This window comes from Rhodanobacter sp. FDAARGOS 1247, assembly GCF_016889805.1.
Taxonomy (GTDB): Bacteria; Pseudomonadota; Gammaproteobacteria; order Xanthomonadales; family Rhodanobacteraceae; genus Rhodanobacter.
The window spans coordinates 2,870,545-2,890,383 of the sequence record NZ_CP069535.1; the positions used below are offsets into that span (position 1 = coordinate 2,870,545).

General features: G+C 67.8%; 23 protein-coding genes. 10 read left to right on the forward strand and 13 right to left on the reverse strand.

Annotation, left to right across the window (positions count from 1 at the left end; translation table 11 throughout):
* Window positions 1-207: 207 nt before the first annotated feature.
* Entirely contained in the window at window positions 208-882 is a 675-nt protein-coding gene (lepB, locus tag I6J77_RS13135; RefSeq protein ID WP_204109326.1) for a signal peptidase I, read from the forward strand.
* An 82-nt stretch (window positions 883-964) separates the two neighbouring features.
* On the forward strand, window positions 965-2,083 hold the full coding sequence (locus tag I6J77_RS13140) for an AraC family transcriptional regulator (protein WP_204109327.1): 1,119 nt from the start codon (window positions 965-967) through the stop codon (window positions 2,081-2,083).
* Here the strand turns inward: I6J77_RS13140 and I6J77_RS13145 are convergent.
* The 4 genes from I6J77_RS13145 to I6J77_RS13160 form a co-directional block, all read right to left on the reverse strand.
* Window positions 2,004-2,669 carry a DUF2306 domain-containing protein gene (locus I6J77_RS13145; protein ID WP_204109328.1) on the reverse strand — a complete coding sequence of 222 codons (666 nt, stop codon included), beginning with the start codon at window positions 2,667-2,669 and terminating at the stop codon, window positions 2,004-2,006. The two genes, I6J77_RS13140 and I6J77_RS13145, sit on opposite strands and share 80 nt — an antisense overlap.
* Before the next feature lie 130 nt (window positions 2,670-2,799).
* Window positions 2,800-3,504, reverse strand: coding sequence for an alpha/beta hydrolase (locus I6J77_RS13150; protein WP_204109329.1), 705 nt, complete (start codon window positions 3,502-3,504; stop codon window positions 2,800-2,802).
* Window positions 3,501-4,313, reverse strand: coding sequence for a dioxygenase (locus I6J77_RS13155; RefSeq protein WP_204109330.1), 813 nt, complete (start codon window positions 4,311-4,313; stop codon window positions 3,501-3,503). The genes I6J77_RS13150 and I6J77_RS13155 overlap by 4 nt, the downstream gene beginning before the upstream one ends.
* A 62-nt stretch (window positions 4,314-4,375) precedes the next feature.
* Window positions 4,376-4,765, reverse strand: a complete 390-nt coding sequence (locus I6J77_RS13160) for a DoxX family protein (RefSeq protein ID WP_204109331.1) — start codon at window positions 4,763-4,765, stop codon at window positions 4,376-4,378.
* Window positions 4,766-4,892: 127 nt separating this feature from the next.
* Between I6J77_RS13160 and I6J77_RS13165 the strand changes: the two genes are divergently transcribed.
* Window positions 4,893-5,801, forward strand: coding sequence for a LysR family transcriptional regulator (locus I6J77_RS13165; RefSeq protein WP_204109332.1), 909 nt, complete (start codon window positions 4,893-4,895; stop codon window positions 5,799-5,801).
* Window positions 5,802-5,935: 134 nt separating this feature from the next.
* Here the strand turns inward: I6J77_RS13165 and I6J77_RS13170 are convergent, their stop codons facing one another.
* The gene (locus I6J77_RS13170; RefSeq protein WP_204109333.1) at window positions 5,936-6,679 is read right to left on the reverse strand and encodes an SDR family oxidoreductase; all 744 of its coding nucleotides are present in this window, start codon (window positions 6,677-6,679) and stop codon (window positions 5,936-5,938) included.
* A 96-nt stretch (window positions 6,680-6,775) separates the two neighbouring features.
* On the opposite strand from I6J77_RS13170, the gene I6J77_RS13175 reads away from it, so the two are divergent.
* Window positions 6,776-7,675: an AraC family transcriptional regulator gene (locus tag I6J77_RS13175; protein ID WP_204109334.1), complete on the forward strand. Its 900-nt coding sequence runs from the start codon at window positions 6,776-6,778 to the stop codon at window positions 7,673-7,675.
* Between the two features lie 332 nt (window positions 7,676-8,007).
* Here the strand turns inward: I6J77_RS13175 and I6J77_RS13180 are convergent, their stop codons facing one another.
* The 3 genes from I6J77_RS13180 to I6J77_RS13190 all read right to left on the reverse strand — a co-directional run bounded on the left by I6J77_RS13180 (window position 8,008) and on the right by I6J77_RS13190 (window position 11,286).
* Window positions 8,008-8,622: a helix-turn-helix domain-containing protein gene (locus I6J77_RS13180; protein ID WP_204109335.1), complete on the reverse strand. Its 615-nt coding sequence runs from the start codon at window positions 8,620-8,622 to the stop codon at window positions 8,008-8,010.
* Window positions 8,623-9,013: 391 nt separating this feature from the next.
* Window positions 9,014-9,670 carry a response regulator transcription factor gene (locus I6J77_RS13185; RefSeq protein ID WP_204109336.1) on the reverse strand — a complete coding sequence of 219 codons (657 nt, stop codon included), beginning with the start codon at window positions 9,668-9,670 and terminating at the stop codon, window positions 9,014-9,016.
* Complete coding sequence (locus tag I6J77_RS13190) at window positions 9,670-11,286, reverse strand: histidine kinase (RefSeq protein ID WP_204109337.1); 1,617 nt, start codon at window positions 11,284-11,286, stop codon at window positions 9,670-9,672. Before I6J77_RS13190 ends, I6J77_RS13185 begins: the two co-directional genes overlap by 1 nt.
* A 438-nt stretch (window positions 11,287-11,724) precedes the next feature.
* Here I6J77_RS13190 and I6J77_RS13195 point away from each other — a divergent pair, with 438 nt between their 5' ends.
* Genes I6J77_RS13195 through I6J77_RS13215 form a run of 5 tightly spaced genes read left to right on the forward strand, consistent with a single transcriptional unit; the run spans window position 11,725 to window position 15,465 of the window.
* Entirely contained in the window at window positions 11,725-12,603 is an 879-nt protein-coding gene (locus tag I6J77_RS13195) for an alpha/beta fold hydrolase (RefSeq protein WP_239308980.1), read from the forward strand.
* Complete coding sequence (locus I6J77_RS13200) at window positions 12,600-13,091, forward strand: cupin domain-containing protein (protein ID WP_204109339.1); 492 nt, start codon at window positions 12,600-12,602, stop codon at window positions 13,089-13,091. The genes I6J77_RS13195 and I6J77_RS13200 overlap by 4 nt, the downstream gene beginning before the upstream one ends.
* A 46-nt stretch (window positions 13,092-13,137) precedes the next feature.
* Window positions 13,138-13,749 carry a hydrolase gene (locus tag I6J77_RS13205; RefSeq protein WP_204109340.1) on the forward strand — a complete coding sequence of 204 codons (612 nt, stop codon included), beginning with the start codon at window positions 13,138-13,140 and terminating at the stop codon, window positions 13,747-13,749.
* A 44-nt stretch (window positions 13,750-13,793) separates the two neighbouring features.
* On the forward strand, window positions 13,794-14,618 hold the full coding sequence (locus I6J77_RS13210; protein WP_204109341.1) for an alpha/beta fold hydrolase: 825 nt from the start codon (window positions 13,794-13,796) through the stop codon (window positions 14,616-14,618).
* Window positions 14,619-14,670: 52 nt separating this feature from the next.
* A complete protein-coding gene (locus I6J77_RS13215; protein ID WP_204109342.1) occupies window positions 14,671-15,465 on the forward strand; it encodes an SDR family NAD(P)-dependent oxidoreductase in 795 nt (264 codons plus the stop codon).
* Window positions 15,466-15,484: 19 nt separating this feature from the next.
* On the opposite strand, the gene I6J77_RS13220 is transcribed toward I6J77_RS13215, so the two are convergent.
* Window positions 15,485-15,790, reverse strand: a complete 306-nt coding sequence (locus I6J77_RS13220) for an antitoxin Xre/MbcA/ParS toxin-binding domain-containing protein (RefSeq protein ID WP_204109343.1) — start codon at window positions 15,788-15,790, stop codon at window positions 15,485-15,487.
* An 8-nt stretch (window positions 15,791-15,798) separates the two neighbouring features.
* The gene (locus I6J77_RS13225; RefSeq protein ID WP_204109344.1) at window positions 15,799-16,095 is read right to left on the reverse strand and encodes a hypothetical protein; all 297 of its coding nucleotides are present in this window, start codon (window positions 16,093-16,095) and stop codon (window positions 15,799-15,801) included.
* 356 nt (window positions 16,096-16,451) lie between these two features.
* Between I6J77_RS13225 and I6J77_RS13230 the strand changes: the two genes are divergently transcribed.
* Complete coding sequence (locus tag I6J77_RS13230) at window positions 16,452-17,696, forward strand: MFS transporter (protein WP_204109345.1); 1,245 nt, start codon at window positions 16,452-16,454, stop codon at window positions 17,694-17,696.
* Window positions 17,697-17,780: 84 nt separating this feature from the next.
* Here I6J77_RS13230 and I6J77_RS13235 read toward each other — a convergent pair whose 3' ends face one another.
* Genes I6J77_RS13235 through I6J77_RS13245 form a run of 3 tightly spaced genes read right to left on the reverse strand, consistent with a single transcriptional unit; the run spans window position 17,781 to window position 19,826 of the window.
* The gene (locus tag I6J77_RS13235) at window positions 17,781-18,938 is read right to left on the reverse strand and encodes a S9 family peptidase (RefSeq protein WP_204109346.1); all 1,158 of its coding nucleotides are present in this window, start codon (window positions 18,936-18,938) and stop codon (window positions 17,781-17,783) included.
* A gap of 50 nt (window positions 18,939-18,988) precedes the next feature.
* Complete coding sequence (locus tag I6J77_RS13240) at window positions 18,989-19,426, reverse strand: DUF4440 domain-containing protein (RefSeq protein ID WP_204109347.1); 438 nt, start codon at window positions 19,424-19,426, stop codon at window positions 18,989-18,991.
* Between the two features lie 31 nt (window positions 19,427-19,457).
* Complete coding sequence (locus I6J77_RS13245; protein WP_204109348.1) at window positions 19,458-19,826, reverse strand: VOC family protein; 369 nt, start codon at window positions 19,824-19,826, stop codon at window positions 19,458-19,460.
* Window positions 19,827-19,839: the final 13 nt, after the last annotated feature.

The following is a 19,839-nucleotide window of genomic DNA, read 5'->3' on the forward strand; positions in this document are numbered from 1 at the left end:
CTGGCGACGCCCGGAATCCAGGATGGGTCTATGGATGAATCATGTCGCTCACATGCCGCCGCGCTCTCCGTCGTGCGGGTGCATTCTATGACCTTCGGCACCAGTCTGTCCGATCCTGAAACTTCACCGCCAAGCCGCGGTCATGTCCATGACGTGCCTGCGTGGTCCGCGCATCGCACTGCCCATACGACAAGACTGGAGATCTGCATGCACAGGCTCGTCCGCTTTCTGACCCGCAACCGGGGCTTCATCACCTTCATGCTGTGCATGGTCGTTTTCCGCAGCGCGGTGGCCGACTGGAACGTGGTGCCGACCGGCTCGATGCAGCCAACCATCCGCATCGGCGACCGCATCATGGTCGACAAGCTGGCCTATGACCTGCGCCTGCCGCTGACCCATGTCTCGCTGCGCCACCTGGCCGATCCGCAACGCGGCGACATCGTGGTGCTGGATTCACCGGCCGCGCACGAGCGCCTGGTGAAGCGGGTGGTCGGCCTGCCCGGCGACGAGGTGGCGATGCGCGCCAACGTGCTCTTCATCAACGGCCGCGCGGCCAGCTACGCGGCCAGCGGCTACCAGGGCATCCACGACGACCTGCGCGATCCCGCGCATTACGAAACCGAACGCTACGGCGCGCTGCGCCACGCGATCCGCCTGTCCAACCGCCACCCCAGCCCGCTCAGCAACTTCGGCCCGACCAGGGTTCCGCCCGGCCAGTACCTGCTGCTGGGCGACGACCGCGACAACAGCATGGACTCGCGCTACTTCGGCTTCTTCGCCCGCGGCGAGATCGTCGGCCGCGCGCACCACGTCCTCGTCTCGCTGGACCCGCAACGACATTACCTGCCGCGCAAGGATCGCTTCGGCGCCGCGCTGCACTGAGGCCGCGGTGATGCCGGCCTGACCCGTCCGGGCCGTTCGCCATGCAGCTACACTGGCGCGCTTCGGCTTCCACGGTTTCCGCATGCAGGCTTGGGTGATCATCTACGCCAGCGCCGCCACCCAGGCGATGCTGCTCGCACTGGCGCTGTGGCGGCGCCCGGCCAATGCTGCCGCCAACCGCGTCCTGTCCGCATGGACCGGCCTGGTCGGCGTGGACCTGGCGGTCAAGGCCGTCCATCTGGCCGGGGCCGATGATCGCTGGTCGCTGACCTACGCGGTCGTCAGCCTGTTTCCGTTCCTGCACGCCAGTCTGTTCTATGTCTACGTGCGTGCACTCACCACCGGCAGTCGCCTGCGCATGCGCGACCTGGTGCATTTCGCCGGCTTCGCGCTGGCGCTGGTGGTGGCCTGGCCGCGGCTTGCCGGCAACGCCGGTTGGGAAGGACCCGGACCGTGGTTCACGCTGTTCCTGTTCGGCTATGCATTGGCCTACGTCGCCGCGGCCCTGGTGCGGATCGCCCGGTTCCGGCAGGAATTGCGCGCGCGGCGTGCCGACGCCGACCGCCAGTCGCTGCAATGGCTCGGCGCGATGGCGTTCTCGCAGGCATTGATCTGGTGCATCGCCGCCTTGCGGGAAATCGCGCACATTCCGTTCATCGACTTTCACCTGATCTACGGTGCCGTGGCCTTGTGGATCTTCGTGATCGGCTGGTTCAGCCTGGCGCAACCGCAGGTGCCAGCCCAGCCGATGGCTGGTGCCGAACACGATGCGGCGAGGCCCGACGAAAGCGACGCGCCACCCGATCGCTCGCGCGACGAGGCGGAAGACGACCCGCGCTTTCCCGAAGTCGAGGTCCGGCTCACCCAACTGATGAGCGGCGAACAGCTCTACCGCGAGCCCGCCTTGACGATCGGCCAGCTGGCGCGACGCAGCGGTTACCCGGAGTACCTGGTATCGGTGGTGATCAACCGCCGCTTCGGCGCCACTTTCTGGGACTACGTCAACCGCCTGCGCATCGACGCGATGCGCGATCATCTGGCCGATCCGGGCGAGACGCGCACGATTCTGGACCTCGCCTACGCCTGCGGATTCACCTCGAAATCGACCTTCAACGCGGCGTTCAAGCGCCAGTTGGGCGAAACGCCCAGCGACTACCGCCGGCGGCACGCGCGCGACGCCACGACGGCCAGCGCAGGATGAGTTCGCACACAGCAAGGTTGAGCAGCCAGGAAGCCCACGCCATCGTGATGTAGACCGCCAGGAACGGCAGGTGCAGCACGCCCGCGCCCACGCCGAGTCCCACCCTCAGCGTGACGGCAGCGAAGGTCAATGCCACGCTGCGGCACATCCAGCGTCGGTGGCTGGCGGTGTCGCCAGCGACCGCCAGCAACACGCCACGCAAGGTGACCACTGGCCATAGCAGCGCCAGCAGGGCGAAGCCGACGCCGCTGGCTGCGCCGCCTTGCGCATGGAACGCCAGCGACAGTCCCGACGGCGCACCGATCAGGATCGCGGCCACGTACAACCAGCCCGCGGTGCGATGCAGCGCCGGCAGGCGTCGGCGCACGCCGGCGCTGAGCTGCAACGGCGCCAGCAGCAACGCCAGCCCGGCCAAGAACATGTGCAGCGGCACGTCCCATCCGGAAATCGCGAACTGGGCGGCGAATGGATTACCGGCCGCGTGGCTGCGATAGAGATAGCCGAAGGCGTAGATGGCGACCGCCACCGACGTGAGCGAGAACAGAAACCGGGCAGTCCAGCGAACGAGAGACAGCAGATGGGACATGGTGGTCTACCTGGGCGGAATGCGAACTCCAGCCTCGCTCCACCGGGGCGTTCGGTCGCCCGAGACCGTCGGACCGGACGTCCGACCCGGCCGGATCGGACGTCCCGCACGCCGCAAGTGCAGGATCGACCTATCGCCCGGTGGTGGGCCGGTTCCCGCGCGGCTCTTCCCGGGACAGCCAGGCGAGGAAGTCGGCGCACATTGGCGCGCCCAGTTCGTGACCGGTCGGATAGAGCTTCGTCTCGTGGGCGACGCCAAGGCGGGTCAGCCAGTCATCGCTGCGCTGTGCCCAGCTCACCGGGAGTTTGTCGTCGTGCGTGCCATGCGCGATGTAGCCCCGCAAGGCGGACAGATGTTCCGGGCTCGCCAACAGCGGCTCGAGCTCCGGCAGGATGCGCCCGGCCAGCACGGCGAATGCGGTGACGCGTTCGGGCGCGGTCAACGCCACGCTGGCGCTGAGGATGCCGCCCTGGCTGAAGCCGGCCACGACGGTATGCGCCGCGTCGATGCCTTGGGCCTGCTGCAGTTGTCCGATGAAGTCGATCAGGCTGCGACGGCTGGCGTCGGCTTCGCTGGCCACGATCTGCGGACCGTTGCCGGTGAAGGCCACGCGGAACCAGCCGAACGCCGTCGGGCCCAGCGTGATCCGGCCGCGCGGCAAGACCACCAGCGTGTGGCTGTCGACCTCGGTGCCGAGCGCGGCGAGGTTGCTCTCGTTGCCACCCACGCCGTGCAGCAGCACCAGCAGCGACGTCGGCTGTGCCGGCGGCGGCTGCAGGGTGCGGAAGGCCAGCGCGAAGGCCGGATCGTTCGACAACGGTGACAAGGTCTTCATGCTGCTTTCCCGAGCGCGGACTGCGCGGCATCGGGCAAACCGAACGCGAACGAGTCCATCGACAGCACGCCGTAGGTCATGCCGCCCTCGACCAGTTGTGCCGTGTCCGTCGCGGCGCTTGCGCCCACGGCCACCAGCAGCGGCAGGTAGTGTTCCTCGGTCGGATGCGCACGCTCGCCGTGCGGGGCGCGACGACGGTAGTCGAGCAGCGCTTCGACATCGCGTGCGGCTATCGCGTCGCGAACCCAGTCGACGAATTGCCGGGCGTATTCCGGGTCGCGGATGTGCTGGCGGAATCCGTACAGGTTGTGGGTGAGGCTGCCGGAGCCGACCACCAGCACGCCGCGCTGGCGCAGCGGCGCCAGCGCCTGGCCCAGTCGCAAGGCGCCGGCCGCATCGATGCCCTGCGGCAGCGACACCTGGAACACCGGCACGTCGGCGTCGGGGAACAGATAGCGCATCGGCACCCATGCGCCGTGGTCGAGGCCGCGACGTTCGTCGAGGGTCACTTCAAGGCCCGCCGACGCGAGCAGATGCGCCGCGTCCCGCGCCAGCGCCGGTGCGCCCGGCGCGGGGTAATGCAACTGGTACAGCGGCTCGGGGAAGCCGCCGAAGTCGTGGATCGTTTCCGGCGCGGCGCTGCTGCCGATGCGCACGCCCCGCGTCTGCCAGTGCGGCGACACCACCAGCACGGAGGTGATGCCGCTCAGCGACTGGCCGATGGCGCGCAGGTTCGGGCCCAGCAGGCCCGGTTCCAGCGCGAACATCGGCGAACCGTGGGAGATGAAGAGCGAAGGGGTGGTAGTCATGGTGTTTTCTCCATCGGCAACGGGCGCGAGGCGCCCGTTGCGTGACTGCGGGATGGCGGCACTTAGGCGTTGCGACGCTTGTTCCACAAGTGGTCGAGGCTGAAGGCGCCGGCACCGTGGGCGGCAACCATCAGGAAGCCGCCGGCCATCGCCACGTTCTTCCAGAAATTGATCGCTTGGGCGGCATCGTCGAAGTGGGCGTGGAACACCACGGCACTGACCAGCGAGAACGCGGCCATCGCCAGCGCGATCCAGCGGGTGAAAGCACCGGTGAGGATGGCCAGGCCACCGCCGAGTTCCAGCGCGATCACCAGCGGCAGCAGTGCCCCCGGCAAACCTGCGGATTCCATGTACTGCTGGGTGCCGGCGTAGGCGGCTATCTTGCCCCAGCCGGAGATGATGAAGATCAGCGAAAGACCGATGCGGCCAAACAGCGCGAGCGAAGCGTTCATGACGATTCCTTTGGTGATGGGGTGATGGAGCGAGTTGATGGGAGATACTCTATTCGCCAACGGAATGCCGATAAACTGAATATGGATTGACTTACTGTTTCGAAAAACGAGACAAAAGGACCGTGCCGTGGACAAATTCCAGGAGATGGCCAGCTTCGTGGCGGTGGTCGAAGCCGGCAGTTTCGTCGGCGCCGCGGAGGTCACCGGCCTGTCCAAGGCGGCGGTGTCGCGCCATGTCGGCGAGCTCGAACAGCGCCTGGGCGCGCGCCTGCTGCACCGGACCACGCGGCGGCTGTCGCTGACCGACGACGGCCAGCTGTTCTTCGCCCGGGCGAAGGAAATGCTGGCCGCCGTCGACGAAGCGGAATCGGAAATCAGCTCGCGCAGCGGCGAGCCCAGCGGAAGGCTGCGCATCAATGCGCCGCTCACCTTCGGCGTGCTGCACCTGGCCCCGCTATGGGGGCGCTTCACGCAGCGGTATCCGAAGGTGTCGCTGGACATCGAACTCAGCGATCGCGTCGTCGATCTTGTCGAGGAGGGCTACGACCTTGCCGTGCGCATCACCAACCTGGCCAACTCCCAACTGGTCAGCCGGCAACTCGCCACCACCCGCATGATCGCCTGCGCCTCACCGGCCTATCTGGCGCAGCACGGCACGCCCACCCACCCCGCCGAGCTGGCGCAGCACGAAGTGATCTCCTACAGCTACTTTGCCGCCCGCGACGAATGGACCTTCACCGCGCCCGACGATGCCCCCGTCGTGGTGCGCACCCACGCCCGCATCCACGCCAACAACGGCGACACCTGCCGCGCCGCCGCGCTCGACCACCAGGGCATCATCCTGCAACCGGACTTCATCATCGCCGACGACCTGCGCCGCGGCGACCTGGTCGAACTGCTGCCGACCTACAGGACGATGACACTCGGCATCCACGCGGTGTATCCGTCGCGCAAGCACCTGCCGATCAAGACGCGCAGGCTGGTGGATTTTCTGGTGGAGGCGTTTGCGGTGCCGGGGTGGGATGTGGCGCGGTGATCGCCGCCCTGAGTGATCCATCGACTTCGGCAATCGAATCACCTCGCCTGCAGGAGCGCGCTTGCGCGCGATGTTCGGCGCGGAGCTGAGGCATTCAACGCCGTGTCACCCGCACCCGCCATGTGAGCTCCTGTTCATGGCACCCCGGCCACCGCCACCGCGTCCGCACCCGCTGGAATGCGAAGCGGGCACGCGGGATCGTTCACCGCACGCCACACCGCTTCGGCCACGTCGCGTGACAGCGTGATCTCGGACGACTGCTGCGACTCCGCAAGAACCCGCTGCGCAAAGCTGCCGTAGGCCTCGGGAAAGCCGTCCTGCATCAGGGGCCGTGCGTTGTCGCCAAAGGCCGTGTCCGGAGCCCGCCCCGGCAACACCAGGTTCACCTGCACATGGAACGGCTGCAGTTCCAGCGCCAACGATTCGGTGAACGCATTGATGGCCGCCTTGCTGGCGGTGTAGACGGAAAGCAGCGGCAGCGGTTTCAGCGTCACACTGGAGGTGATGTTCACGATGCGCCCCGCCTGCCGCTCGCGAAATCGGGGCAGCACCGCGCGGGTCATCGCGATCGTGCCCAGCGTGTTCGTTTCGAAGACCATGCGCGCGATGTCCATGGTGGTGCCCTCCAGTGCGTTCAGCACGCCGATCCCCGCGTTGTTCACCAGCACGTCAATCGGCCCCGCCGCGTCCACTGCTGCAGCAATGCTTTGCGGATCGGTCACGTCGAGGGGGAGCACGCGCAGGCGTGCGGAGCGGGGCAGCAGGTCCTCGCGCGGCGTGCGCATCGTGGCGATGACATTCCAGTCGCGGTCGAGGAAATGGCGGGCAATCTCGAGACCGAAGCCGGACGAGCAGCCGGTGATCAGGATGGTTTTCATGATGACTCCGTAGTGGTGGGCGGAGTCAAAACGATAGGTCGGTGCGACAGGACTTGCTATGATTGACAGTCCATTATTTCTTTGCAGGAGTCCGGCATGATCGACCCACTTGCGGAGATTGTCACGCTGCTGCAGCCAGCCGCCCGTTTCTCCAAAGTCGTGGTGGGCGCCGGTCGCTGGCGTGTCCGTCGCGAGGAAGTCGGGCAGCCGTTCTACTGCGTGGTCATCGATGGATCGTGCCGCCTGACGGTCGGCGACGACGCGCCGATCACGCTTCACGCGGGCGCTTTCGTGCTGATCCCGGCGGCGCAGAACTTCACCATGACCAGCCAGGAACCGCTGGCCCCGGAAGACGTCGACTCACCGCCAATGCCATTGCCTGATGGCGAATTCCGGCTCGGCATGCCTGCCGGCCCGCCCGATGTCCGATTGCTGGTGGGCCACTGCAGCTTCGTTTCACCGGATGCGGCCTTGCTGGTTTCGCTGCTGCCGCGGCTGGTGCACGTGCGCGACGACAACAGGCTGGCCACCGTGGTGCAGCTTGTCGCCGACGAGTCCCGTGCCCGTCGCCCCGCACGCGACGTCATCCTCTCCCGCCTGCTGGAAGTGCTCTTCATCGAAGCGCTTCGATCCGGCGCGGGGACGGTTGCGTCACCCGGTCTCCTGCACGGCCTTGCCGACACGCGCCTCGCCGAGGCGATACGGCAAATGCACGAAAATCCCGCTCGGCCATGGACGGTCGCGCAGCTGGCGAAAGCGGCGGCGCTATCCCGCTCGGCATTCTTCGAACGCTTCAGCCGCACTGTCGGCATCGCCCCGATGGCCTATCTGCTCGCCTGGCGCATGGCGCTGGCCAAGCAACTGCTGCGGCGCCGGGAAGGCGCACTGACCGAAGTAGCCGAACGCGTCGGCTACAGCTCCGCCAGCACCTTCAGCGTCGCCTTCGCCCGCCACGTCGGACAGTCGCCGATGCGGTATGCGAGGGCGCAAGCATAAAAGGCGGAGCAAGAGCATCACGCACAAGCTCCGGCAAGTAGCCGCGGCAGCGTGAAAACAGGCCGCGCTCCAGATTCCGCCCCAGGTTTCGGGCGCCCGTCTGTTTCCTTCGATCCCGATAGCTGCGGATCTTCTCGTCTCCTACCCCACGACGCCGCTCTCGCGGGCGATGCTTTTGTCTGCTCCTTAGTATCAAGGCAGGAGCTTCTGTCTGCCTGCGGCAGCCGGTCAGTTTCTCCTTGCGTGGCCACGCACGCACAGGATGCGCGTGCGAACAGCGAAGCTGGCCCCGAAGGGCGGAGGGCAGAATGCCCGTAGTGAGTTCCCGATGCTCACGCGGGCACCTCGCCGCCTGCGGCGGGAGTCATGGGAAAATCCGCGAGGTGGGACCAGAGCTCTGACGCACCTGCCTGCTTGCCGATCGAGGTGACAGGTTCGCGATCGGGATGGCCGCGACGCTCGCGCCGCCAGAACCCGGGCGCGCAGCCCACCTTGCGCCGGAACGCCCGGGAGAAATGCGCCTGGTCGGCGAAGCCGCAGGCGGCGGCGATCTGGCTCATCTGCTCGTCGCTCTCCAGCATCAGTGCGCGCGCACGCGCAAGCCGCAGCGCGATGACGTAGGCGTGCGGAGACACGTGGAAGCTCAGCTTGAAGGCGCGGGAGAAATGGCTCGTGCTCAGCCGCGTCACGCCGGCCAGATCCTCGACCCGGATCGGCATATCGAGATGGGCCAGGACGTGGTCGATCACCCTTCGCGCCTGCCATGACGCGAGCCCGTGGATCGGACGATCGAACGGCGTCTGCGCGACCGAGTCCAGAAGCAGTTCCAGCGCCCGGTGGATTTCGCGCCTGGCGGCGCGCACGTCATTGTCCAGTGCCAGGCATGCGCGCCGGAGAAGTTGGACGGCGATGGGAACGGCCTCCTCACTCTGTGCTTGTTCGTGCATGGCTTTGGCCCCGGCCCCGGATCGCTTCCGGTTGGGGAACGCTACCGCTGGCGGTGCCGGTCCACCATTGATCGCTTGGGCGGTCTTTTCGCGCCGCGAATGGACGAGGCGAGGGTCGTCCGTTCGAACGGTTGGCGGGAGTGTGGCTTTTTGCTCGTCATCCCAGCGAACGCTGGGATCCAGTGTCTTTGGAACGTCTCAAGGCACTAGATCCCAGCGTTCGCTGGGATGACGAGCAAGGGGCATTCCCAGCTTTCACTGGGGTGACGAGCAAGGAGCGCTCCCAGCTTTCGCTGGGATGACGAGCAAGGGGCGTCCCCGGCTTTCGCTGGGATGACGAGCGAGGAGCATGCCCGGCGTTGGCTGGGATGACGGATTGTTCGGGCCTGTCCTAGAGGTGGATCAGGCCGCGGCGGCTGGCCACCGCGATGGCCTCGGTGCGGCTCAGCACCTGCAGCTTGTTGAAGACGCTGCGCAGGTGCGACTTGACCGTGGTCTCGCTGATGTTCAACTGCTGCGCGATGAACTTGTTGCTGCAGCCCCGCGCCAGCAGGGCAAGGACCTCCAGCTCGCGGTTCGTCAGCGCCTCGCCGCTGACTTCCGCGGCAAGCTTGGCGACCAGCAAGGGCGGAATGCGCGTTTCGCCGGCATGCACGGCGCGGATGCAGTCGAGCAGTTCCTCGCGCTGGGCATCCTTGAGCATGTATGCCTTGGCGCCCGCCCTGATGGCCCGGGAGATGTCGTGGTCGGTGCCGAACGTGGTCAGCACGATGAGCCGCGCCGACGGCGCCGCGCGACGGATCGCCTCGATGGCCGCGATGCCGTCGAGCAACGGCATGCGCAGGTCAAGCAGGGTCACGTCGGGACGGCACTGCAGCCAGCGCTCGACGCATGCCCGGCCATCGGCGGCCTCCCCGACCACCAGCATGTCCGGTTGTCGCCCGATGATGGCCGCGAGCCCCTCCCGCACGGTGACGTGGTCGTCGGCGATCAGCACGCGTATCGGCGCGAGTGGGTGCGTGTCGTCAGGAGATGCGGGCGACTCCATCAGTCCGCTCCCGGTGCGGAGAACATGGGCAGGCGGATCGAAACCGTCGTACCGCCTTCGGTCGTGCTTTGCACGATGATCTGCCCGCCCATGGCATCGACCCGCTCGCGCATGCCCATGAGTCCATAGCCTTCGCTTTTCGCGGCAGGATCGAAGCCGCGGCCATCGTCGGCGAACTCGAGCCGCACCTCGCCCGGGCCGTAGCCGATGCTGCCGCTGACCCGGGACGCATGCGCATGGCGGAGGACGTTGGTCAGGCACTCCTGCGCGATCCGGAACAGGTTCTCTTCCCACTCCGCCGGCAGCTCCACCGGCTCGCCCAGCACCTTGAAGTCGCTGTGCAGCGCCACGCCCTCGGTCGCCTTTTCGAACATCGCCTGCAGGGCATGGGCGATGCCACCCGATTCCAGCGGACGGGGTCGCAGTGCCCGCAAGGAGCGACGGGCTTCGCTCAGGCTCTCGCGTGCCAGCTTGCGCGCGGTGATGACGTGCAGTTCCGCCTCGTCGCCGAGCCCGCGCCGGCTGGCATCCTCGGCCGCCTCGAGCTGGATGATGATGCCGGTGAAACCCTGGGCCAGGGTGTCGTGGATGTCGCGCGCAATGCGGTTGCGTTCTCCCGCCACGGCCGCTTCGCGTCCCTGCGCGGACAACTCGGCGAGGCGGATCATCAGCATCGCCTGGTTGGCGAGCGACTGGGCCAGTTCGATCTCCTCGGTGCGGAAATGACGCCGGCACTGGAAGCGCAGTCCGATCGCACCTTCCAGACGCCCGGCGACGACCAGGGGCAGCAGCAGCACGGTGACCACGCCCAGCGGTAGCAGCCGGTCGCGCAGGCCGAACGGTGGCACGTCGCGGATGTCCTCGATGACGCTGGGCTTGCCGGAGCGGAACACCTCGGGCCACGGCCAGATGTCCTCCATCGGCAGCACCAGGTCGATCCCGGCGAAGCGGGGATCGCTCTTGGGTACGACATGATCGTCCTCGAAGACGAACTCGATGCCTACCGTGTCGCCCGCCGGCCCCCGGCGCCAGACACTCGCGCTGTGCGCACCGAACTGCGTGGTGAGCGTGCGCAGGATGTGCGCCACCAGCTGGTCGGGGTCCGATTCCACCGCCAGCACGTCCAGCGAACTTTTCAGCGCGTTGACCTGCCCGCGGATCAGCTGCTCCGACGCCAGCAAGGCCTTCTCGGCTCGCTTGCGTGCCTCGATGTCGGTGTTGGCGCCGTACCACTTGAGCACCCGGCCGGTGTCGTCCAGCAGCGGCGCGTAACGGAACAGGAACCAGCGGTATTCGCCGTCGCTCCGGCGCACCCGTGCCTCGAGTTCGCCCGGTGCGCCCTGTTCCAGCGCACCCCGCCACTGCGTTTCGAGGCTCGACATGTCGTCCGGGTGGATAGTGGCCGTCCATCCCCAGCCCAAGGCGGCGTCCATCGATATGCCCGTGTATTCGCACCACTGCTTGTTGAGGAATTCGACCGGACCCTCCGCGCTGCCGAACCAGGCCAGCCCGGGAATGGTGTCGATCGCGATGCGGAAGCTTTCCTCCCACGCCTGCAGGTTGCCGGCAAGGGTTGCCCCGGCAGGCTCGGCGGTCTGGTCGGCCGACTCGCTCATGACGTGATCCGTCCGGCGAGGGTGGTCGCCGGTCGGCCGGGCAGCGCATCGGCGGCGCTGGGGGCGGTGGATAACCGGGCGCCCTGCACCACGTCTTGTTGTCGTGTCATTCGTTCCCCCAACCTGCTCCGCGCAAGTGCCTTCTGCTGCCAGCCGGCGATAGACACGATGAAATGGCAAACCTGACCCACCTTCCCCGGTGATACCACCCCCGCCCTGCCCGGCGGACATCATATGCCTGAACCCGCGGAACGGCGCATGGCGGCAAACGCGGGTTGCCATCGGACCAGCTCGGGGTAACGCACGCAGGAGCACTGATCGCCAAATCCGGCACTTCCGATCAAGCCACCAGGCTGCGCGGCACCTAAGTTCGCTGCACCCACAGCGGAAGAGGTGCCCTCCATGAACCGAGCCATCAGGTTTTTCATCACATGCGGCATGTTGCTGGCCGCATGCGCGTGCCTGGCCGCCGTCCAGCCCTACCCCAGCAGTTTCAGGACGCAGACGGTCGCCGCCAACGGAACGCAGTTCTTCGTCCGCGTCGGCGGGCATGGCCCGGCCGTGGTCATGCTGCACGGCTACGGCGAAAGCGGCGACATGTGGCAGCCGCTGGCCGTCGCCATGGCCCAGGATCACACCGTGATCGTGCCCGACCTGCGCGGCATGGGGCTGTCCGCCCATCCGCCCGGCGGCTACGACAAGAAGAACCAGGGCCGCGACATCGCCGGCGTGCTGGACGCGCTGCACGTGGGCAAGGTCGACGTGGTCGCCCATGACATCGGCAACATGGTCGCCTTCGCCTTCGTCGCCGAGCAGCCGCAGCGGGTCGGACGGCTGGTGCTGATGGATGCGCCCATCCCCGGCGTCGGTCCGTGGGAGGAGATCCTGAAGAATCCCCTGCTCTGGCACTTTCGCTTCTACGGGCCGGACATGGAGCGGCTGGTGAAGGGGCGCGAACGGATCTACCTCGACCGCTTCTGGAACGAGTTCTCGGCCGACCCGAAGCATTTCGACGAGGCCAGCCGCGCGCACTACGCCAAGCTGTATGCGCTGCCCAACGCGATGCACGACGGCTTCGAACAATTCCACGCCTTCGACCAGGACGCGCTGGACAACCATGCATTCCTGGCGGCCGGTCCGTTGTCGACTCCGGTGCTGGCCATCGGCGGCGAAAAATCCTTCGGCGCGGAAATGGCGGTGGTAACCCGGGCTGCCTTCAGCAACGTCCAGGGTGCGGTGATTCCCGATTCCGGCCACTGGCTGATGGAAGAAAACCCCGACGCGACCGTCGCCGCCATACGGAAGTTCATCCCGTGAGCGGCCGCATCCACGCACGGGGCGCAGGTGTCGTGCTCCTGCTGCTGGCCTCGTCGATCGCTTCGGCGGCGACGCCCGCCGGCCAGCTCAGGCTCGACCCGAAGGACATCGCCGCCCTGTCGACGCAGCACGCCGGCGCCGGCACCTCCGGCGTGGCCGGTATCCAGACCACCCGGCTCTCCGGCGACCCCGCGGCCGCCGGGCCCTACACCATCGCGCTGCGGGTGCCGGCCCACACGGTGATCGCGGCGCACACCCACCGCGACGACCGTTCCGCGGTGGTGGTTTCCGGCATCTGGTGGTTCGGCTACGGGCCGGCCAATACCCGGGAGCATCTCAAGGCCCTGGGCCCGGGCAGCTTCTACACCGAGCCGGGCGGCCAGGCCCACTTCGCCCGCACCGGCGACCAGGCGGTGGTCGTGTACATCACCGGAGTGGGGCCTACCGACACCCGCTACCTCGACGCCTCCAACGCGCCGCGGCCGTAAGCGCACGCGCGCGCTCCGCCATCCCTCCACCACACGGATCCATGCCATGACTTCCTATGCAACCGTACGTGATCCCGTCTCCGACCACCTCCTGACGCCGCAGAACGCCGCCGTCTTGATCATCGACTACCAGCCGGTGCAGGTCAGCTCCATCGCCTCGCGCGACAAGCGCCAACTGGTGGCCAACATCACCGCGCTCGCCCGCATCGCGAAGCTGTACAGGCTCCCGGTCGTGCTCGCGACGGTGAACGTTTCCACCGGACGCAACCAGCCGACCATCCACCAGATCACCGAGGTGCTGGGCGACGTGCCGATCATCGACCGCACCTCGATCAACGCCTGGGAAGACAAGGATTTCGTCGACGCGGTCAAGGCGACCAGGCGCAGGAAGCTGATCATGGCGGCGCTGTGGACCGAGGTATGCCTGGTCCACCCCGCGCTCGATGCGCTCGCCGACGGCTACGAGGTCTACCCCGTCGTCGACGCCTGCGGCGGCACCTCGCTGGAGGCCCACAACGCGGGCCTCGACCGACTGCAGCAGGCCGGCGCCAGGCCGACCGGCTGGGTGCAACTGATCTGCGAACTGCAGCGCGACTGGAACCGCGAAGCGACCGTACCCGGCTTCGGCGAGATCCTGTTCGCGATCGAAGGCCATTGACCGGCCGAGCATTCCATCAACGCGTTATCGCGGGGAGACACGACATGAGTTTCATCACCACCACCGACGGCACCGATATCTTCTACAAGGACTGGGGTTCGGGCCCGCCGATCGTGTTCCACCACGGCTGGCCGCTGTCCGGCGACGACTGGGATGCCCAGATGCTGTTTTTCCTCGGCCAGGGCTACCGCGTCATCGCGCACGACCGGCGCGGCCATGGACGTTCGGCGCAGGTGGACGGCGGCCACGACATGGACCACTACGCGGCCGACGTGGCCGCGCTGGCGGAGCACCTGGACCTGCGCGATGCGATCCACGTCGGCCACTCCACCGGAGGCGGCGAAGCCGCGCGCTATGTCGCGCGGCATGGCCAGGGCCGCGTCGCCCGGCTGGTGCTGATCAGCGCGGTGCCGCCGCAGATGTTGAAGACCTCGAAGAATCCGGGCGGGCTGCCGATGGAGGCGTTCGATGGCCTGCGCGCGGCGCTGGCGGCAAACCGTTCGCGCTTCTATCGCGAGCTGGCGTCGGGACCGTTCTACGGATTCAACCGCCCGGGCGCCACACCGGACACCGCGATCATCGACAACTGGTGGCGGCAAGGCATGATGGGCGGCGCGCGGGCCCACTACGAGGGCATCAAGGCCTTCTCCGAAACGGACTTCAGCGACGACCTGGCGGCGATCGACGTGCCCACGCTGGTCATGCACGGCGACGACGACCAGGTGGTGCCGATCGCGGACTCGGCGCTGCTTTCCGTGAAGCTGCTCAAGCGCGGCGGCCTCAAGGTCTATCCGGGGCTTTCGCACGGCATGCTGACGATCAATGCCGATGCCATCGATCGCGACATGCTGGCGTTCTTTCGCAGTTGACCGGCACGGTTTCGCGTCGCCGGCACGTGCAACAACATCAGGGAGCGCCAGCATGCACATCCGCCTCGACACCCGCCGCGCCATCGTCACCGGCTCCACCGCCGGCATCGGCCTGGCCATCGCCTCCGGCCTTGCCGCCGCCGGCGCGCACGTCACTCTCACTGGCCGCACGCAAGCGCGCGTGGACGAGGCCATCGCCACCATCAGACGGCAGATGCCGGACGCGCGACTGGCCGGCGTGGCCGGCGATCTCGGTACGGGCGATGGCGCCCAACGGCTGATCGCCGAAGTGCCGGAGACCGACATCCTGGTGAACAACCTGGGCATCTTCGAACCGAAGGCATTCTTCGACATCCCCGACGAGGACTGGCTGCGCTTCTTCGAGGTGAACGTGATGAGCGGCGTGCGCCTGTCGCGTCACTACGCGCAAAGCATGGCCAGACGCGGCTGGGGCCGCGTGCAGTTCATCTCCAGCGAGTCGGCGCTGCAGATTCCCGCCGAGATGGTCCAGTACGCCACCACCAAGACGGCCCAGCTCGCCGTCTCGCGCGGCCTGGCCGAGACGCTCGCCGGCACTGGCGTCACGGTGAACGCGGTGTTGCCTGGCCCCACGCGCTCCGAGGGCGTGGGCGGCTTCTTCGGCAAGATCGCCGCCGAACGGGGCGTGTCGCAGGAAACCGTGGAGCGCGACTTCATCGCCACGCACCGGCCCACCTCGCTGATCCGGCGGCTGGCCTCGGTCAAGGAAGTGGCCAACCTGTGCGTCTACCTCGCCTCCGAACAGGCCTCGGCCACCACCGGCGCCGCCATGCGCGTGGATGGCGGCGTGGTGCGGTCGATCGCGTGATCCGGTCTGGCACCGGCGCTCAGCCCCCAGCCTGCGCCACCGACGCCGATGCCTCGCCCAGCAGGTGGTCGCAGATCGTGTCGATGTCACCATCGACAAGCAGGTCGTAGGCCGAGCGACCACCAAATACGCGCTGGCGCATGCACATCCAGCGCACTGCACGCTGCCGGTCGCCGAAGAACTGCAGCACCAGCTGCGCGACGGCAGCATGCTGTTCCTCCAGCACGCGGAAGCCGCGCTGGACGACGGCTTCGCGAGTGCGTTCCAGTTCGCGCAACTCCTCGACCACGGCGGCGAGACCGTGGCCCGGCGTAAGCTTGCGCAACGCGTCCCTCATCGCGGTGTCTGCCGTTCGGTTCGATCGATCTCGATCGCGGCGCACAGGAAGGCGAGCACGGCATACGCCCTGCCCTGCCTCACCAGGATCGCGGCGGTGAGTCCATCCAGCACCGCGATCGGTACGCTGCGGTACCAGGCCATGGCTTCCAGCGGGTCAGGCTCCAGCGCCGCGGCCATCCGCAGCACGGCCAGCGCGGGCGACATGAAACCTTCCGCCGGCGCCGGGGTGCGCCGGCCCTGCACTGCCGGCCGCGGCCTCGCCGCCGGCCACATCAGGAACGTTGATCGCATGTGACACCTCCTGCCATGGCCTGCGACGCAAACAGTAGTCCGCGCCGCCCGTCGTGACTTGCGTTTTCCTGCTTTCGTTTGGCCGTTTCTTCCGCGCCGTCAGGCCGGCGCCTTGCGGGAGTTGATGGAGAAACGGTTCCAGCCGTTGATCGCAATGAAAGGCCTTCGTACCGGCCAGAAGGACGAGAGTTCCTCGCTCTGCATGCCACCAACGCATCGCGCACTGCGTCTGCCCCTGACCTGAAGGGCTTGATGGCGATCACCACCGTCGACGGCAGGCGCGGTTACGATCTGGCCTGCACCCTGCCCGCCACCGGGCGGCCCGAGCCGACCGCGACATTCCGATAGGCGCCACGATGAGCCAGTCCCCGGAAGCAACCCGCAGCACCACGGTGAAAGCGCCTTCCGTGCTGCGCCGGATTCCGCCCGGCATCTGGGCGCTGGGCATGGTCTCGATGCTGATGGACACCTCCTCGGAGATGATCCATGCGCTGCTGCCGGTGTACCTGGTCGGCGCGCTGGGCGCGTCAGCGCTGGCGGTCGGCGTGATCGAGGGCATCGCCGAATCCACCGCGGCGATCACCAAGGTGTTCTCCGGCGCGCTGTCGGACTGGCTGGGACGGCGCAAGCTGCTGGTGGCGATCGGCTACGGCCTGGCCGCGTTCACCAAGCCGGTCTTTCCGCTGGCGGGCACGCTCGGCTGGGTGGTCGGCGCACGCTTTGTGGACCGCGTCGGCAAGGGTATCCGCGGCGCACCGCGCGACGCGCTGATCGCCGACCTGGCGCCGGCCGAATTGCGCGGCGCCTCGTTCGGCCTGCGCCAGTCGCTGGACACCACCGGCGCGTTTCTCGGCCCCGCGCTGGCGATCGCCTTGATGTGGCTGACCGCCGACAACATTCCGCTGGTGTTCTGGTTCGCGGTGGTACCGGGCTTTGCCGCGTTCGCGCTGGTGCTGTTCGGCGTGCACGACGCGCCGGGCGGCCGGGAAAGCCGACGGGCGCGTTCGCCGTTGTCGCGCGCCGAGCTGGCGCGCCTGCCGCCGCTGTACTGGGGCGTGGTGGTGATCGCCGCAGTGTTCACCCTGGCCCGTTTCAGCGAGGCGTTCCTGGTGCTGCGCGCGCAGGAACTGGGCCTGGGGCTGGTGCTGATTCCGCTGGTGCTGGTGGTGTTGAACGTGGTGTATGCGCTGTCGTCCTATCCGGTCGGCGTGCTGGCCGACCGCTTCGACCACGGCAGCCTGCTTGCGCTGGGCGTGCTGGTGCTGGTGCTGTCGGATCTGGCGCTGGCCTTCGTCGGCGGACTGGCCGGACTGGCGCTGGGCGTGGCGTTGTGGGGGCTGCACATGGGCATGACCCAGGGTTTGCTGGCCGCGATGGTCGCCGACGCGGCGCCGACCGACCTGCGCGGCACGGCGTACGGCATGTTCAACCTGGTCAGCGGACTGGCCCTGCTGGCGGCCAGCGTGGTCGCCGGCGGGCTGTGGGACGCGTTCGGTTCGCGCGCCACCTTCCTCGCCGGCGCGGGCTTCGCGATCGTGTCCTTGCTCGCGCTGGTGCCGGTGGCGCGGGGCGTGCGCGGGAACCGGCCGGCGCCGCACTGAAGGAAGCGGCGCGGCGTTCGCCAGCGTCGCTGCCTGGGATAGCTGTGGAACCCATGACGGGAGGAAGTCAGCGCGAGGGCGTCTTCATCCCGTGGGCCCGCCGCTGGCCTCGCGGGTCAGGGTCTGGAATGCCTGCATGATCTGCTCCGGCGCAAAGCCGCAATGGCCTTCGCCGACCGACGGCAGCACGGTCGGCGCGCGGCCGTGCGCGGACTGCACCATGGCCGGATACACCGACTGGTAGCGCACGGGGATGAGGAAGTCGTCGTGGTTGTACTGCAGCACCAGCGGCTTGTGGATCTTGCCGCTGAGCGAGGTGGCCGCGGCCAGGTAGCGCATCGCCTGCGGGTCGCCGGTGTAGCGGTGCACGCCCCGATTGAATGCCGCATCGTCGCCGAAGCCGGCGTACACCGTCGCGCGATTGTCGACCGGCATGCCCTTCGCGCGTTGCTGCATCTGGTGCAGCACCAGGTAATGCACGCCGATGGCTCCGGCCAGGCGTTCGCGCGATACGTGCAGGTGCGTGGCGAGCAGCTGCGCGGCGTGTTCGTCGGTCTTCAGCGCCGTGTCTACCGCATGCATCACTTCCATCTGGCCCAGCGCGGGTGCGGCGGGGTCGGCGAGGCCGCTCGGCGGCAAGCCGGCCGTACGGGGAAAGAAGTAGTCGAACGCGACGACGGAGGTCAGGATGTCGTCGAACACGCGCGTGCCGGGTACATTGGCACCGCACAGCGAGAGCCCGCCGTCGTAGTGCTGGCCGTGATGTTCCAGGCTGGTCAGCACGATATAGCCACCCATCGAGAAACCCACGACGTAGGTATGCCGGGGCTGGCCGTGCCGCTGCACGAACCAGGCGCGCAGGCGTTCGTTGTCGCGCAGCGCGTCATCCACCGCCCAGCCCTGCGAGGCATAGCTGCTCTGCGCCAGCGCGTAGCCGGCCGCGAGAAACGGTGACGCTTCGTCGCCCAGCGGTTTCGGCGTGGGGCGCGGCGTGCCGATCGGCTCGAAGCCGTGCAGTTGCATGACCAGGTCGCCATTCCAGTGCGCGGGGATGTCCACCCGGTACGGCGCGCCGTCCAGCACGCCGGTGTCCACCTTGGCGGTGGAGGTCGCCTTGCTCTCGGGGTCGGCATCGTACGCGGACGCCATCAGCGGACCGAGGGCGAGGATGGTCAGGAACAGCCATGCAACGTGGGGCTTGCGCATCATCGACAGCCACTCCTTCACCTGGACGGGAAACATGGGGCAACCGAAGACCGGCTTCGCGTTTGCAGCAGGCACGGGTTGCCGGCTCAGGATACGGCCACCAGCGTCCCCTGGTGAAACAGGATCACCCAGTCATCCGCCCGGCGCCGCCAGATCGTGCTGCGACGGCTCACGCGTTCGCCCTGTTCCAGGGTGTAGGTGAGCAGGTAGGTGTCGGGGCCGAGCTCGCGGCAGTGGAAGTCGCGGGTTGTCCAGCCGTGCCCGGCGGGCTCGGGAGTGCGGTGTTCGAGGACGTCGAGGACGTGGGCACGGCTGTAGCGCTGGCCGGAGGCGCCGACTTCCCAAAAATCCGCTTCGACCATGTGTTCGAAGTCGGCGCGGCTGCTGCCGAATTCGGGCCGGTGGAAGATCGGCTCGCGTCGACGCAGGGCTTCCAGCACGGGAAGCAACCCGGGGGCCGTGACCAGCTCGGGCTCCGCCGGATGGCTGGTCCGCTCGCGGCCACGGTGCGATGTCGGGTTCATGGCATGGTTCCGCTGCGACAGGAACGAACGCTTACCGGGGCGGCTGCCACAGCTCGACGCGCGTGCCTTCGGGGTCGGTGATCCAGCCGAAGCGGCCGAACTCGCTCTGCTCGACGCGCTCGTCCACCGCGACGCCGGCGGCACGCATTTGCGCCAGCAGCGTGTCGAGGTCGTCGACGCGGAAGTTGATCATGTACGCCTGCGGGCCGGGGCCGAAGTATTCGGTGTCGGCCGCGAACGGCGACCACAGCGTGTAGCCCGGACGCTGTTCGTCTTCGACGAAGCGCGCGCCGCCCCATGCCTCGGCATCGAGGCCGAGATGCTTCGCGTACCACGCGGTGAGCGCCGCGGGATCGCGCGACTTGAAGAAGATGCCGCCGAGTCCGGTGACCTTGGCCATGGTGCGATGCTCT